Annotated in this window: 13 protein-coding genes and 1 pseudogene; 9 read left to right on the plus strand and 5 right to left on the minus strand. The window is 57.4% G+C overall.

Features of this window, described 5'->3' with window-relative positions; all coding sequences use genetic code 11:
- The first annotated feature begins 3 nt into the window (after positions 1-3).
- The 3 genes from ACB035_RS18430 to gloA are packed head-to-tail and all read left to right on the plus strand — an operon-like array spanning position 4 to position 1,893.
- Positions 4-765, plus strand: a complete 762-nt coding sequence (locus tag ACB035_RS18430) for an electron transport complex subunit E (RefSeq protein ID WP_371167875.1) — start codon at positions 4-6, stop codon at positions 763-765.
- 16 nt (positions 766-781) lie between these two features.
- Positions 782-1,423, plus strand: coding sequence for an endonuclease III (gene nth / locus ACB035_RS18435; protein WP_064341535.1), 642 nt, complete (start codon positions 782-784; stop codon positions 1,421-1,423).
- A 56-nt stretch (positions 1,424-1,479) separates the two neighbouring features.
- Positions 1,480-1,893: a lactoylglutathione lyase gene (gene gloA, locus ACB035_RS18440; RefSeq protein ID WP_005347113.1), complete on the plus strand. Its 414-nt coding sequence runs from the start codon at positions 1,480-1,482 to the stop codon at positions 1,891-1,893.
- Positions 1,894-1,977: 84 nt separating this feature from the next.
- On the opposite strand, the gene ACB035_RS18445 is transcribed toward gloA, so the two are convergent.
- Positions 1,978-2,853, minus strand: a complete 876-nt coding sequence (locus ACB035_RS18445; RefSeq protein WP_005337611.1) for an OmpA family protein — start codon at positions 2,851-2,853, stop codon at positions 1,978-1,980.
- A gap of 223 nt (positions 2,854-3,076) precedes the next feature.
- On the opposite strand from ACB035_RS18445, the gene ACB035_RS18450 reads away from it, so the two are divergent.
- From ACB035_RS18450 to ACB035_RS18470, 5 genes are all read left to right on the plus strand, one after another.
- Positions 3,077-4,042, plus strand: a complete 966-nt coding sequence (locus tag ACB035_RS18450; RefSeq protein WP_371167876.1) for an autotransporter domain-containing protein — start codon at positions 3,077-3,079, stop codon at positions 4,040-4,042.
- 625 nt (positions 4,043-4,667) lie between these two features.
- Positions 4,668-5,207, plus strand: a complete 540-nt coding sequence (locus tag ACB035_RS18455; RefSeq protein WP_371167877.1) for a hypothetical protein — start codon at positions 4,668-4,670, stop codon at positions 5,205-5,207.
- An 87-nt stretch (positions 5,208-5,294) separates the two neighbouring features.
- A complete protein-coding gene (locus tag ACB035_RS18460) occupies positions 5,295-5,678 on the plus strand; it encodes a hypothetical protein (RefSeq protein WP_058055916.1) in 384 nt (127 codons plus the stop codon).
- Positions 5,679-5,988: 310 nt separating this feature from the next.
- Entirely contained in the window at positions 5,989-6,696 is a 708-nt protein-coding gene (locus tag ACB035_RS18465; RefSeq protein WP_042056541.1) for a phospholipase D family protein, read from the plus strand.
- 23 nt (positions 6,697-6,719) lie between these two features.
- Positions 6,720-7,592: a nuclease-related domain-containing protein gene (locus tag ACB035_RS18470; protein ID WP_058058764.1), complete on the plus strand. Its 873-nt coding sequence runs from the start codon at positions 6,720-6,722 to the stop codon at positions 7,590-7,592.
- A gap of 65 nt (positions 7,593-7,657) precedes the next feature.
- Here ACB035_RS18470 and ACB035_RS18475 read toward each other — a convergent pair whose 3' ends face one another.
- The 4 genes from ACB035_RS18475 to dapB form a co-directional block, all read right to left on the minus strand.
- Complete coding sequence (locus tag ACB035_RS18475; protein WP_371167878.1) at positions 7,658-8,809, minus strand: DUF1615 domain-containing protein; 1,152 nt, start codon at positions 8,807-8,809, stop codon at positions 7,658-7,660.
- 301 nt (positions 8,810-9,110) lie between these two features.
- Positions 9,111-12,335: a carbamoyl-phosphate synthase large subunit gene (gene carB / locus ACB035_RS18480; RefSeq protein WP_005337626.1), complete on the minus strand. Its 3,225-nt coding sequence runs from the start codon at positions 12,333-12,335 to the stop codon at positions 9,111-9,113.
- Positions 12,336-12,355: 20 nt separating this feature from the next.
- Entirely contained in the window at positions 12,356-13,492 is a 1,137-nt protein-coding gene (gene carA, locus ACB035_RS18485; RefSeq protein WP_031227689.1) for a glutamine-hydrolyzing carbamoyl-phosphate synthase small subunit, read from the minus strand.
- Positions 13,493-14,161: 669 nt separating this feature from the next.
- Positions 14,162-14,974, minus strand: coding sequence for a 4-hydroxy-tetrahydrodipicolinate reductase (dapB, locus tag ACB035_RS18490; RefSeq protein WP_371167879.1), 813 nt, complete (start codon positions 14,972-14,974; stop codon positions 14,162-14,164).
- 273 nt (positions 14,975-15,247) lie between these two features.
- Here dapB and ACB035_RS18495 point away from each other — a divergent pair.
- Positions 15,248-16,028: pseudogene (locus ACB035_RS18495) on the plus strand (alpha/beta hydrolase); the annotation flags it as partial.
- Between the last annotated feature and the right edge of the window lie 132 nt (positions 16,029-16,160).

The raw sequence follows: 16,160 nt of genomic DNA on the forward strand, positions 1-16,160 counted from the left end.
ATCATGAACCAGATGGAACAGATTGAAACGGGCGCAACCCCGATTGCCGAGCTGGAAAGCCGCAAGGGCGAGCTCAAGGAGCTGATGAGTCAGGGGCTGTGGAAGAACAACCCCTCGCTGGTGCAGGTGCTGGGGCTCTGCCCGACCCTCGCCGTCTCCTCCACCTTTACCAATGCGCTGGGGCTGGGCCTTGCCACCATGGCGGTGCTGGTCTGCTCCAACCTCGCCGTCTCGCTGGTGCGCAACTGGGTGCCGAAGGATATTCGCATCCCGGTCTATGTGATGATCATCGCCTCGCTGGTGACCAGTGTGCAGCTGCTGATGAACGCCTACACCTATGGCCTCTATCAGGCGCTCGGCATCTTTATCGCCCTCATCGTCACCAACTGCGTCATCATCGGCCGCGCCGAGGCCTATGCCTCCAAGAACCCGCCGCTGCTGGCGGCCCTCGACGGTCTGATGATGGGGCTGGGCTTTACTCTGGTGCTGCTGGTACTTGGCACCATGCGCGAAATCATCGGCATGGGCACCCTGTTTGATGGTGCCGATCTGCTGCTGGGCGAGTGGGCCAAGTCCCTGCGCATCGAGCTGTTCCACGCCGATGCCAGCCTGCTGCTGGCCATACTGCCGCCGGGCGGCTTTATCGGGCTGGGGCTGCTGATCGCCGCCAAGAACGCCATCAACGAGTGGCGTGACCGCAAGCAGGCGACCACAGTAGCTCACTGCAATGTGCCCCCCGTCCGTGCCCGGGCGACCCAGCTATGACACCACGCGAGGCTGCATGAACAACCAGAAACGCAGAGAGATCCTCGAGCGACTGCGGGAAAACAACCCCCACCCTACCACAGAGCTCAACTTCAACTCGCCGTTCGAGCTGCTGATTGCCGTGCTGCTCTCGGCACAGGCGACCGATGTCAGCGTCAACAAGGCGACCGACAAGCTCTATCCGGTGGCCAACACCCCGCAAGCGATGCTGGAGCTCGGGGTGGACGGGCTCAAGGAGTACATCAAGACCATTGGCCTCTTCAACACCAAGGCCGAGAACGTCATCAAGACCTGCGCCATCTTGCTGGAGCGCCACGGCGGCGAGGTGCCGGAGAACCGCGAAGCGCTGGAAGCCCTGCCCGGTGTCGGCCGCAAGACCGCTAACGTGGTACTCAACACCGCCTTTGGCTGGCCCACCATCGCCGTCGATACCCATATCTTCCGGGTATCGAACCGCACCGGCTTTGCGGTAGGCAAGAACGTGGATCAGGTAGAGGAGAAGCTGCTCAAGGTAGTGCCCGCCGAGTTCAAGCTGGATGTTCACCACTGGCTCATCCTGCACGGGCGTTACACCTGTCTGGCTCGCAAGCCCCGTTGTGGTTCCTGTATCATCGAGGACTTGTGCGAATACAAAGAGAAGGTCTATCCCGACAGCTGATGGCCTCGCAACCGAGATTGAAAGCAGTACACATCACCAACCCGGAGAACTGAGCAATGAGAATTCTGCATACCATGCTGCGTGTCGGCGATCTGCAACGCTCCATCGACTTCTACACCCGTGTCCTTGGCATGAAGCTGCTGCGCAAGAGCGAGAACAGCGAGTACAAGTACACCCTGGCCTTCGTCGGTTACGGTGACGAGAAGGATGAAGCGGTGATCGAGCTGACCTACAACTGGGGGGTGAGCGAGTACGAACTGGGCTCAGCCTATGGCCACATCGCGCTGGAAGCGGACGACATCTACGCCACTTGCGACGCCTTGCGCGCCGCCGGTGCCAAGATCACCCGCGAGCCGGGCCCGGTCAAGGGTGGCACCACCGTCATCGCCTTCGTCGAAGATCCGGACGGTTACAAGATTGAACTGATCGCCAAGAAAGATGCCGGTACCGGCCTCGGTGACAGCTTCTAAGTTGCCCTAATCTCACGGCCTAATGGCAGGATCAAAAAAGAGCGCAGATGCGCTCTTTTTTATGCCTCTTTGCCGGGGACAGCGCTAGATCTCGCCATTGCGCCCCATGCTGATCACCACCCGCCGGTTCTTGGCTCGACCCTGTTCGGTTTCGTTGGAGGCAACGTGCTGCTTCTCGCCATGCCCCTCCACCGAGATCTTGCCGGGATCGATCCCCAGATCGACAAACACCTTCTTGATGGCATCGGCCCGCTTCTCGGAGAGTTTCAGGTTCGGCCAGCGGCCACCATAGCTATCGCTGTAGGCGTCGATCACCACCACGTCGATGCTCTTGTCCGCCTTGATAAACTCGCTGATCATCGCCAGCCGCCGCTTGGAGGGGATGGAGAGCTGATCGCTGTTTTTGTCGTAGGTGAGCACGCTAAAGGCGATGTCATTGAAGCTGTAGGGCAACAGCCCGCTCAGACAGTCGATAAAGGCCTGATATTTCACCCGAAAGTTGACAGACGAGAGGGACACTCGCACCGCGCGGTTCTGGCGATACCAGTCCCGATACTGGAAGGTCGGCATCCGCCCCCCCTCCAGCTCGTCGAGCATGGTCCAGGCGGTTTGCCCCTCCACCAGCCCATCGAACTGCTGATAGAAACGCAGTTGACTCACTTCTCGCCCGGCTATTCCCGGGCGCCATACCGGCGGCATGATGCCAAGACTCACCGTCTGGGTCTGGGCCTGCGGCCGCTTGCCCTTGAGCTCAAAGTCGAGGTTGATCTTGCGACCGGCACGACTGACAAAAGCCCCCGTTCCCCAGTTGGGGATCGGGTGCTCGAGGCGACACTCAATCTGGGTATCGGAGGTCAAACGCCAGACGGATTGATCCAGACCGGCACCAAATTCGGTGACCCCAGCCTGTAACTGCATACTCACGGATATGCTGACCAACCCCAACACCCAAGCGTTCAATTGCTTGTCCTCCACACGATCTCACAAGAGATATCGGCGGCAAGAGGCCAAGCTTTAGCGACAAACTGCAAAGGCGTGCCGTTGGTGTGGCAAAGGCTTGCCCCCGGCGGCAACCGACCACAAGCGGCGCTCACTCTCCCCCTCTTTGCTCCGTGCCAACCGGCAGGAAGCTCGCTACAGTAAAGCCAGGGCAACCAGACGCCGCTTATCGGGAACCACACTCATGCACAGCTCTTGCTCCTCTTTATTGCAGATGTTGTTGCCAATGCTGCTGGCGCTATCCGGCAGCGCCGTCAAGGCCGCAACACAGGATCAGGAGTGGGCACAAGAGCGCGCCAATGCGGTGCTATCGCTGATGACCTTCACCGTGGTGCCCGACATCACCGCCAGCAACCTCGATATCGGCAGCGGCACCAATCAATCTGCCGCCCTCAACATGACCCAGATCGGTGGCGGCGCCACCATGAGCGAAGCCGTGCCCATCTATCTGGAAGGGGCGATCGGCTTTAGCCGCTACGATCCCCAGTTTGTGGTGAGCAACGGCACCGAGAGCCGCACCCTCCCGACCAAGTGGAACAGCCTGACCGCTTCAGGCGGGATCGGCTGGGATATCGCCCTCCATGAAGACCCGCGCGGTGGCCACTGGATGCTGCGCCCCATCGCCAACGTCTCGCTCGGTACCATGGCCAGCGATCTGCGGATCGGCAACTGGCTGCTGGAGCGTACCAAGGGCTACTCGCTGGATTTTCTCGATGGTGGGCAGCTCAATATGTACGGACTGGGGGGCTCGCTGATGCTCGACTACGAGCTCTTTTCAAAGGCGCAGGATATCGATATCGAAGTGCGCTACTCCTACCAACACCTGCAAAGCTTTGGCGGCACCTCGACCAGCGTCCGTGGTCACGCCGAGGCGGAGAACCTCGGTCTCTATCTGCGTCGCCGGGCCCCGCTGTTTGACTGGACACTGCTCGACAGACCGGTGCGCTATGTACTGGAGGGGGCTCATACCGCATATCTGGGGGAGCAGCGGGGGTTACTTGGCTTTGACTCCCTCAACTCTATCGGCGCCGGTCTGGAGCTGGACAGCAGCAAGTACAACATCATAGTCACCCGTACCCGGCTGGTTGCACGCTATATGTTCAGCCACAACACCAGCGGTTATTCCATCGGGTTGGCCATGAGTTTCTAAGTCGTTATATTTTCCTGCCAAGAGTGGGCAATCCTCAGGGAAAGCACAGTAACACTCCGGATAATTATTTCCGTATTGATGGGGGGATTTATTTATCCGTCCCCGCTCATATTTCTCACTACTCAGTCATATCAGGTAAAAATATCCACCTGCTGGTAGGCTAATTCCCCCCCTCGCACACCGAATATTGGAGTTTTTGTCTGTATATTTACGGCGCGCAATGGCTGATTGGTCCTGTGATGTCGCCAGCCTGTACTCGCTTGCAACAGAGAAAATACTCAACTCCAGATATTGCAGCTCAATGGCCAACTTTATCGATGCCCATAAGGAACCAACCCGGAGGTCCCCCATCTTTTACCCAGTGACCTGAATTGCACCTAACTCACTGTTTTAAATGATTTATAGTTTTTCATATTTTATGAATCCAATTAATCCTGTTTTATTTTACTTACATCACCCGACTGCTAAATTTGGTGTCATCCCGGCAGGACGAGGCGCACTGAAACGACTGACTGCGGGCTACCGATAACAGGTGTGCAATGAGCACAGAAATAACGTTCAGGCATAGAAACCGTTATTTTGACGACATCACACTTGCTGATCCTTGTTGATTTGAGGTTATCTGATGAAAAAAACGCTGCTTGCTCTCACTGTATTGGTCATAACCGGAACCGCATATGCAGGGGTGCCTGATTTATCCGCCAGCTGTCCTGGACATATTAATCTTCGCATCGAAGATGGCACGGCTTATATCAATAACCAGCAAGTTCCGCTTAAAAAAGTGAATTCAAATTTCTACGAGGCGAGCAAGGGGCGCACCACCCTCTCCATGGTGAAAAATGGCGACTGGGGCATCACCTATTTTGTCAAAAATGGCGACAGCGGCGCCTGCCAGCTCAATGACGATGAGAACAATGACGACGGCGATGATGAGAGCGCCAGCAGCATTGCCTACAACGGTAGCACTGCGCAAACCAAGGTTGCCGAGAACGCCTGCATGAACGCCGTCGCCAGAAAAGCGGGCGTCAGCCGCAGCAAACTGACCCTCGACTATGTTGCCGACTCCCAGGCGGGGATGATGATTGATATCAAAGGGCCCCATGACCGGCTCTGGCACTGCCTCACCGACGCCCGCGGCCATATTTCTGGCATCAATCAGGACTGATTTCGAGCCACGGCTCAGCGGGGCCCACACCGACCGTGGGGGCTCCACCCCTTATCCATTGCAATTATTTGATACAGGAAAATGAAGATGAAATCCAAACAGACTCTGCTCAATGTCGCCCTCGGTTGCCTGCTGGCGGTCGGTATCTCCGGCTGCGCCGTGGCCAAAACCCATCACGGCCACAAGACCCATGCCCAAGCGCACGCTCAGGAAGGGGCCGTGCAGTATGGCGACGAGAGCCCGTGGGCTGGCAACTATAAAGCGGTTACTGACGATGGCCGCACCGTGGCCGAAATTCACGTCGATACCACAGGGGAAACCTATATCGATGGCAATCAGGTCAAACCAAATCACAGCGGCAGCGACTACCTGAAATTCAAGCAGGAGACCATCACTTACACCCTGCGCAAAAGCGGTGCCAGCTGGAAAGACAGCGATGCCGGCACCAGCGGCCGTATCCTGTTCGATTGATAATCCCGACACCGCCCAGCCAGACACCAAGCCCCGCCAAGGGGCTTTTTTGCACCTGTGATTTACCATCAACCACAGCCCGCCCCGAAAAATCCAGCCTTGTCACAGAGTTAGTGCAATCTGTCACATATTCCTTCTGATGGAATGGGTAGAATGGCTCAGTTTGGCCCCCATCATCCACATAGAGCCACGATGTCGATTGCCAACCGCACTGGCAGGGTGATCACGGCCCCCGGAATGGAGATGGCCTGCCGAGCGCCAGCCAAGTATTTGCGCCACCAGTTACACCACAGGGATAGAGATTTTTGCCATGGCCAAGTTTTTGAATACCAGCGCAACCAACTATTTTCTTGAAGAACTTATCAAAGATGCCAAAGAACGTCTGATCCTGATCAGCCCCTTCCTCAAGCTCAACGACAGGATCAAGGAGCTGCTCACCGACAAGAACCGCCTCAAGATCGATGTGCGGATCGTCTATGGCAAAAGCGAGCTGCAACCGGAAGAGATCAGCTGGCTCAAAGAGCTCACCTATATCCGCACCAGCTTTTGCAAAAACCTCCATGCCAAGTGCTATCTCAATGAAGAGATGTGCATTGTCACCAGCCTCAATCTCTACGAGTTCAGTCAGGTCAATAACAACGAGATGGGGGTATTGATCCAGCGCTCGGAAGATCATGACCTTTACCGTGATGCCTATGATGAGGCCCAACGAATTATTCGAGTCAGTGATGAAGTCCGCATATCACTTGAACGGGTTGTCAGTGAAGCCGAAACCCAACAGCCTTCTGCTAACGAAAATGAGTCAGCCACTGAAAAACTGACCTCATCCAAACTGGCGCAAAAGTGGGGGATCAAAACCAATGAGTTGTTGGAAAAAATGGTGACTCACGGCTTGCTTGAGCTGCGTGACAGCAAGCATTACCTCACAGCGAAAGGCAAAGAGGAAGGAGGGGAGTTTAGAATGAGCCCCAAATTTGGCCCCTATTTCCTCTGGCCGGAGGCCATGAATCCCCTCTAATTCACTGACTGGATAAATGTGAAATGGACTTCACTCCCGTTATTGCGGTTCTGCTGGGCCAGTTCTGGTATCTGCTGCCCCTGTTGTTGATTGCCACCCTGATCAAAACGCCCAGGTTCAAGGGGATTGTTGGGGAGACATTTATCAACTTGGGCATCCGGCTTTTTCTCGACAAGCGGGAGTACCACCTGCTCAAGAACGTGACCCTGCCGACCCCGCAGGGCACTACCCAGATCGATCATGTGATCGTCTCGCGCTTCGGGCTGTTTGTGATCGAGACCAAGAACATCAAGGGGTGGATATTTGGCAATCCAGCCCACAAGAGCTGGACCCAGCAGCTCTATCGCCGCAGACATACCTTTCAAAATCCCCTGCGCCAAAACTATCTGCACCTGATGACGCTCAAATCCTTGCTGGGTCTTGCTGATCATCAGCTCCATTCGATTATCTACTTTATTGGCGACTGCACCTTTAAAACCCCCATGCCGGATAACGTGATGAACCGTGGGCTTATTCGCTATATCAAGAGTAAAACCACGCAGGTGTTGACCCCTGCTGAAGTCACCAGAGTGATCGACACCATCCAGCGGGGACGACTGGCCGCCAATTGGCAGACCCATAAACAGCATGTGGCGCAGTTGAAAGCACGTCACAGCGAGGTTCCCCGCCCGCCTTTATCCGTAGCTGCAATGCCTGTCGTCAATCAGGTGGTGAACGCCGCGCCAACCATCACCGAATCGCTCACCCAAGCAAATCCACTATGTCCCAGATGCGGCAACCCGATGGTATTGCGTACCGCCAAACGGGGGGATAACCGAGGCAATCGGTTTTGGGGATGCAGTGGATACCCCAAATGCAGATTCATTGTAAATCTCACAGGGAACAGCAAGGCATGAACTGCCACACAAGGGGAAACTCACTCTTACATCAAGGGCAGCCAATTGGCCGCCCTTGATGTTTCTTAGCGAATCGTCGCCATCTGCCGCACGCAACGTTGTTCTCTGTCATCCACCCGCTTGGCAAACCAGGCGGTAGTGAGGTTGCGGGTAATTTTCGGGCTCTTTAGCTGAATGCCGGGCAGGATGGCGCGGGGCAATCGCTTGCCCGCTTGCTTGTCGGCCAGGGTAAAGATGCGATGGTAGAGATCGGTCTCGGCAAATTCGGCGGTATCCCCTTTGCGCAGGCTCTGGTGGATCGCCTGTTTGCTCATATTGACCCGGTTGGCGAGGGTGTAGACGGCAAGCTCGGTGTTGCCCGGCAGATCCGAGTCATAACGGATCAGATCCCCGTCCAGCGCCAGAGTTTTGCCACTCAAACGGCTGACGGCAGCTTGAAAAGCGGCATTGCGACTGGCGTACCAGCCAGCGTTGAAATCGGCAAAGCGGTAGAGGGTATCCGGGTAGTCGGCGGGATAACCGAAGATATGCTTGGTGCCAAACCAGATGCCGCCGCGACGGGTAAAGACTTCGTGGCGAATGGAGTCCTTGATTGGATAGGGGTAGCCACGGGCGTTGGCCTCGGCAAAGGCGATGCTCACCTGCATCGGGCCGCCGGTATGCACCGGGTTGAGGTTGCCAAACAGCGTCTTGCCCATCGGCAGCATGCTGATCATGTCTTCGAAGATTTCGCTCATCTCCCGCTCGGTACGCAACTTGTCGATCCGCTCGGCGTAGCTCTTGCCGGTGGGCGAGTTGATGGAGAGCGCGGCCCGCACCATAAATTCGGGGATCAGCAGCTTGGCTGCCCGTGAGTTGATCTCTTTCCAGGCGATCTTGCCAAGGCCCGGCACCATGGGGTCGGCCTGATAAGTGGCTTCCTGCTCCGCCACCGCCAGCACGCTACAGACATTGTGATCATTGACCGTCACCCCCTGGGTGGTGAGCGCCGTCACCACGTCGTTGGCCCACCCCTGTTTGTCAGGCACCTGACGGGGCAAGAAGCGCACGATGCGGCTCTTCATATCCGCCGGTTTGCGCGGCTGCATGGCAGGCGGCGTTTTGGGGTTGCTCACGCTCGCCTCTTTGGCAGGCGCGGAGGCGGGATCACTGGCACAACCGGCCAGCAACAAGGCAGAGCAGAAGGCAAGAAGACGACAGGAAGGCAAAGCGGTCATAAGCATGTCCATTTTTTGTAGGCCCTACAGGCAGCGCCGCTGGCACTGCACTGACAAGCAAAGTGGGGCCATTGTAGAGGATTGCCTGCCGCAGTTGAAACCCGCGCTCGCAGCATCCCCTCCCCTTGCCAGCTTTTGCCACCCCACGCGCCATCCGTTGTCTGCGATGCGGAACTCATGACCTTCTTCAAGGATTCACCCGGCCCGAACCGAACGGTGAGCGCCTGATAAAAAGAAACCCCCGCCATCGCTGGCGGGGGTTGGTCGTCTGGCAAGGCGAGCTGATGCCCGCTGCAAACTCTTAGCGGTTTTTCACCTTCTGGTGCAGCTCCTGCACCGAGTTGACGTTGGCGGTGGCATCCACGCTGATGGCCATGCAGGTGGCAAACGCCTCATTCATGGTGGTGGTATACGCCACCTTGTTCTGCAAGGCGGCGCGACGCAGCTGCTTGGAGTCCTGGATCGCCACCCGCCCTTCGGCGGTGTTGACGATGTAGGTGTACTCGCCATTCTTGATGCGGTCGAGAATGTGCGGGCGACCTTCGTGCACCTTGTTGACCAGGCGCGGGTTGATGCTCGCTTCACCCAGCGCGACTGCGGTGCCGTGAGTGGCATCCAGCTCGTAGCCCAGCTCCAGCAGCTTGGCAGCCAAGTCGACCACCTGCGCCTTGTCGCTGTGACGCACTGACAAGAGGGCACGACCCTCTTTCGGTACGGCGTGGTTGGCACCCAACTGCGCCTTGGCATAGGCCTCGGCGAAGCTGCTGCCCACCCCCATAACCTCACCGGTAGAGCGCATCTCTGGCCCCAGCAGCGGATCAACCCCCGGGAACTTGGCGAACGGCAGTACCACCTCTTTCACCGAGTAGTAGGGTGGGATGATCTCTTTGGTGAAGCCCTGTTCTTGCAGCGACTGACCGGCCATCACACGAGCGGCAATCTTGGCCAGCGGAGCACCGGTCGCCTTGGAGACAAACGGCACGGTACGGGCGGCACGCGGGTTCACCTCGATGAGGTAGATGTCATCGCCCTTGACCGCGAACTGCACGTTCATCAGGCCGATAACGCCGAGCTCCAGCGCCAGCTTGCGCACCTGCTCGCGGATCTCGTCCTGAATCTTCTTGGACAAGGTATAGGGAGGCAGGGAGCAACCGGAGTCACCGGAGTGGATACCGGCCTGTTCGATGTGCTCCATGATGCCGCCGATGACCACATCGGTGCCGTCGCAGATGGCATCCACGTCCAGCTCGGTCGCATCGTCCAGGAAGCGGTCCAGCAGTACCGGCGATTCGTTGGAGACGCTCACCGCCTCGGCGAAGTAGCGACGCAGATCCTGCTCGTCATAGACGATTTCCATGGCGCGGCCACCCAGCACGTAGGAGGGGCGAACCACCAGCGGGTAGGTAATGCGCTCGGCCAGCAGCACGGCCTGCTCCAGCGCGGTGACGGTGCCATTTTCCGGCTGCTTGAGGCCGAGGCGCTCGACGGCAGACTGGAAGCGCTCGCGGTCTTCGGCGCGGTCGATGGCATCCGGGCTGGTACCGATAATCGGCACGCCGTTGGCTTCCAGTGCTCGGGCCAGTTTCAGCGGGGTCTGGCCACCGTACTGGACAATCACGCCCTTGGGTTTTTCGATGCGCACGATTTCCAGCACATCTTCCAGGGTCACCGGCTCGAAGTAGAGACGATCCGAGGTGTCGTAATCGGTAGAGACGGTCTCCGGGTTGCAGTTGACCATGATGGTCTCGTAACCGTCTTCGCGCAGGGCCAGCGCCGCGTGCACACAGCAGTAGTCGAACTCGATACCCTGACCGATACGGTTCGGGCCACCGCCGATGATCATGATCTTGTCGCGGTTGCTCGGGGCCGCTTCGCACTCCTCGTCATAGCTGGAGTACATGTAGGCGGTGTTGGTAGCGAACTCGGCGGCGCAGGTATCGACCCGCTTGTAGACCGGGAAGATGTTGTGGCGGGCGCGCAGTTTGCGCACTTCCCCTTCGGCCACACCGAGGATCTTGGCCAGACGGGCATCGGCAAAGCCTTTGCGCTTGAGGGCGCGCAGGAAGTCGGCATCGAGACCGGCCATGCCGCGCTCTTTCACCTCTTCCTCCAGCTTCACCAGGTCTTCAATCTGTACCAGGAACCAGGGGTCAATCTTGGTCAGCTTGAAGATGCCATCCATGGAGAGACCGGCGCGGAACGCATCGGCAATATAGAAGATACGGTCGCTACCGGCGTCCTGCAGCTCGTGACGGATGCGGGTCAGGGAGTCCGGGGCATTGAGGTCAACCATGGGGTCGAAGCCGGTTTTGCCGGTTTCGAGGCTGCGCAGCGCCTTGTGCAGGGACTCCTGGAAGTTGCGGCCGATGGCCATCACTTCGCCGACCGACTTCATCTGGGTAGTCAGACGGTCGTTGGCACCGGCGAATTTTTCGAAGTTGAAGCGCGGCACCTTGGTGACCACGTAGTCGATGGCCGGCTCGAAGGAGGCCGGAGTGCGACCGCCTGTGATGTCGTTCATCAGCTCGTCGAGGGTGTAACCGATGGCGAGCTTGGCGGCGATCTTGGCGATGGGGAAACCCGTTGCCTTGGAGGCCAGCGCGGAGGAGCGTGACACCCGCGGGTTCATCTCGATGATGACCATGCGGCCATCTTTCGGGTTGATACCGAACTGGACGTTGGAGCCGCCGGTCTCGACGCCGATCTCGCGCAGCACCGCCATGGAGGCGTTGCGCATCAGCTGGTACTCCTTGTCGGTCAGCGTCTGGGCTGGCGCGACCGTGATGGAGTCACCGGTGTGGATACCCATGGGGTCGAAGTTTTCGATGGCGCAGACGATGATGCAGTTGTCGTTGCGATCCCGCACCACTTCCATCTCGTACTCTTTCCAGCCGATCAGCGACTCATCGATGAGCAGCTCTTTGGTCGGCGACAAGTCCAGACCGCGCTCGCAGATCTCGACGAACTCTTCGGTGTTGTAGGCGATGCCGCCACCGGAGCCGCCCATGGTAAAGGAGGGACGGATGATGCAGGGGAAGCCAACCATCTGCTGCACGCCCCACGCCTCTTCCATGTTGTGGGCGATGCCGGCACGCGGGCACTCGAGGCCAATGCTGCGCATCGCCTTGTCAAAACGGGAGCGGTCTTCGGCCTTGTCGATGGCGTCGGCGGTGGCACCGATCATCTCGACACCGAACTCGGCCAGCACGCCATGCTTCTCCAGCGCCAGTGCGCAGTTAAGCGCAGTCTGGCCGCCCATGGTGGGCAGGATGGCATCCGGGCGCTCTTTCTTGATGATTTCGCGCACCACTTCCCAGGTGATGGGCTCGATGTAGGTGGCGTCTGCCATCTCCGGGTCGGTCATGATGGTGGCCGGGTTGGAGTTGACCAGAATGACGCGGTAGCCCTCCTCGCGCAGGGCTTTGCACGCCTGAGCGCCGGAGTAGTCAAATTCGCAGGCTTGGCCGATGACGATGGGGCCGGCGCCGAGGATCAGGATGCTCTGAAGGTCATTACGTTTTGGCATGAAACTCTTTCCTCTATTTCTTAGGCGCGATACTGCTTAATCAATTCAATAAAGTGGTCAAAGAGACCGGCACAGTCGTGCGGGCCCGGGCTCGCTTCGGGGTGCCCCTGGAAGCTGAAGGCCGGACGGTCGGTGCGATGGATACCTTGCAGGGAACCATCGAACAGGGAGACGTGGGTGGCGCGCAGGCAATCCGGCAGGCTGTTCTCGTCTACCGCAAAGCCGTGGTTCTGAGCGGTGATCATGACGGTGTTGTCATCGAGGCTCTTCACCGGATGGTTGGCGCCGTGGTGGCCAAACTTCATCTTGACGGTCTTGGCACCGGAGGCCAGACCCAGCAGCTGGTGACCCAGACAGATGCCGAACACCGGCGTGCTGGTATTAAGGAAAGCCTTGATGGCCTCGATGGCGTAGTCGCACGGCTCGGGGTCGCCGGGGCCGTTGGAGAGGAAGATGCCATCCGGGTTCATCGCCAGTACCTCGGCGGCCGGGGTCTTGGCCGGCACCACGGTCAGGCGGCAGCCACGGTCAACCAGCATCCGCAGGATGTTGCGCTTGACGCCAAAGTCATAGGCTACCACGTGGTATTTCAGCTGGTCGGCATCCGGGGTGACGTGCCCCTTGCCAAGCTGCCAGCTCCCTTCGGTCCAGTTGTACGCCTCACCAACCGTCACCTCTTTGGCCAAGTCCATTCCCTTCAGACCGGGGAAGGCGCGGGCCTGTTCGAGGGCATAGGCTTCATCGACCTGTTTCCCGGCCAGAATGCAGCCAGCCTGAGCGCCTTTCTCGCGCAGGATGCGGGTCAGTTTACGGGTGTCGATGTCGGCGATGCCAACGATGTTGTGAGACTTGAGGTATTCGGAGAGGGATTGCTGATTGCGGAAATTGGAGGCAAGTATCGGAAGGTCCCGGATGATCAATCCCTGAGCATGGATCTGACTGGACTCTTCATCTTCGCTGTTGGTGCCGGTGTTGCCTATATGGGGGTAAGTGAGGGTGACGATCTGACGGGAATAAGAGGGATCGGTGAGGATTTCCTGATAGCCCGTCATCGACGTATTGAAAACCACTTCACCAACGGAACATCCCTCGGCGCCTATCGACACGCCTTTGAACACAGTTCCATCTTCCAGCACTAGCAATGCAGTGTGATTCAAGACAACCTCCAGTTATTTAGCTTTAAATTCAGCAATTTACCTGGGTGTTGCGGGCTCGGCTCCGGTCTTGGACAGGACTCGAACCCGGCAGATTTCTGGCAAATTGGGCGCATTCTACTTAAAAAAAGTGGCATTTCAACGTCTTTTCTCAGATGAAATGCATCTAAATTCAATAAAAAAGCAACATTACCCATTATCTATGCACTTAATCGCTTTGCAACCCCTCCCGCGAAAGAAAAGGAAAAATCACCATCAAAAGATGACACCAAGCCAGCAATAACGACAAAAACAAACAAAAAAACCAATTAAAACAATGGCATTTATTTTTACACAAAAAACATTAATGACAAAATTAACGCTTTTACGATGACAAGAGTGAACATGAAAAATGGAAAACGTTTTTCCTCATTTGAATTTTTAGTCTTTTTCAGCCCGTGTAAAAAAAATGGCTTTATCCGCCATAAAGATGCTCAAATCTGTTACCTGGTGATGACATTCAGGAAGGGGAAATCTGGCGGATAACGCAATAGTGTGATTTATAAGGCGTTCAGTTAAAAATTGCAGGCAGCGTGTCTTTTTACACAAACTCTGGCTGAATGACAGCAAAAACCCCGGCAAGCCGGGGTTTTTCACTGGATAGCAGTAGTACGAAAGTGCCGCTCAGAGGCATCACTTGAGATTGAGCACATCCTGCATGTCATAAAGACCGGCACCCTGCTGACCAAGCCACTTGCCCGCCCGCACAGCACCGTTGGCGAAGGTCAGGCGACTGGAGGCCTTGTGGCTGATCTCCACCCGCTCGCCGATATCGGCAAACATGACGGTATGCTCCCCCACCAGATCGCCGGCGCGAATAGTGGCAAAGCCGATAGTGTTGCGATCCCGCTCGCCAGTGATCCCCTCGCGACCATAGACGGCGCACGCCTTGAGATCCCGGCCCAGGGTTTTGGCGACCACTTCCCCCATGGAGAGCGCAGTACCGGATGGCGCATCCACCTTGTGGCGATGGTGGCCCTCGATGATCTCGATGTCGGTGTAATCCCCCATCACCTTGGCGGCCTGCTCCAGCAGCTTGAACACCAGGTTGACCCCGACCGAGTAGTTGGAGGCGAACACGATACCGATCTGCTTGCCAGCCTCTTTCAGAGCAGCCTTGCCTGCATCGTCAAAACCGGTGGTGCCAATCACCATCTGCTTGTGGTGGGCCAGCGCAAAGGCCAGATTGGCAAGGGTCACCTCGGGGCGGGTGAAGTCGATGATGAGATCAAACTCATCGCGCACCTTGTCCAGACTATCGCTGATGGCCACGCCCAGATGGCCCAGCCCATTGAGCTCACCGGCATCAAGGCCGATCACCGCCGAACCCGGCCGCTCCAGCGCGGCACCGACCACTACGCCATCGGTGTTGGTGATGGCCTCCAGCAGCACCTTGCCCATACGACCATTACAGCCCATCACGGCCACACGGATCGGATTGTCCATCTCCACCCTCTCATCTCTTTTAATTATGGAAAGAGACCGTTTTACCAGCCCGCGCCGGGTTTGAAAAGCCATGATGCCACCACGCCTTGCTGCGCTCGCCAACGGCAGCGCACACTGGCTGGCCAAGAACTTCCTTTTGGTCACAGGCCGTTTTTCATCGTCTCACTCCATCATTTGGCAGACCGGGTGCCATCTGATAGGTTCGAACGAGTGAAATGCCAGCATAAGCAAAATCAGGGCAACGCCCGTGTCGATATCAAACGAGGTGCAAGGATGAGCGCAGGATTGCTGTTTGCTGTGGGGTTGATATCACTGACCCTTGTCATACTGGCCGCGGCTCTGCTGTTTGGTGGGCCGAGTCCGGCATCGGCGATGGCCAGCATCAACGACCCTTTCAAGGAGAGTGGCTGGAGCAACATGCCACCCCTCTCAAGATACCCGGCGCGTGACGGCACGCAGCTGGCCTATCGGCACTATGGCGCAGAGGGCAATACGAAGAACAACAAGGTCAAGGGCAGCGTGGTATTGGTTCATGGCTCTTCTGCCAGCAGCCAGAGCATGCACAAGATGGCGGACGCCTTTTCGCAAGCGAGATATGACGCCTACGCCCTCGATATTCGCGGCCATGGCGCATCGGGCAACAAAGGCACCATTGCCTACATCGGCCAGCTTGAGGACGATCTGGAAGATTTCATCAAGTCGGTAGCCCCCGACAAGCCTGCAACACTCGTCAGGGGGTGGCTTTGTCCTGCGCGTTGCTGGCAGTGCGCGACAAACCCTGTTCGAGAGCTATCTGCTGCTCTCCCCCTATCTCGGCCCCACCGCCGCCAACTACCGGCCCAACAGCGGTGGCTGGGTGCGTGTCGGCTTGCCTCGCCTCATCGCCCTGAGCATCCTCAACGGTTTCCATATTTCCGCACTCAACCATCTGACAGTGCTGAACTTTGCCCTCAATGATGAGGCGAAATCCCTGCTGACCCCCTCCTACTCCTTCAACCTTGCCTCGAACTTTCAGCCAGAGCGCGACTATCAGCAGAATTTACGCAATGTGCAACTGGATTTGACCCCATAGATCCTGTAGTGGTCTAATCATCCCGGACACCATTTTAGGTGGTACAGTCGCCACCATGACCTGAGGTGTTCAATGACAAGATTACGTCGCTCATTTACTGCCGAATTCAAACTC

The sequence above is a fragment of the Aeromonas sp. S12(2024) genome, from assembly GCF_041402305.1.
In the GTDB taxonomy this organism is placed as follows: Bacteria; Pseudomonadota; Gammaproteobacteria; order Enterobacterales; family Aeromonadaceae; genus Aeromonas; species Aeromonas veronii.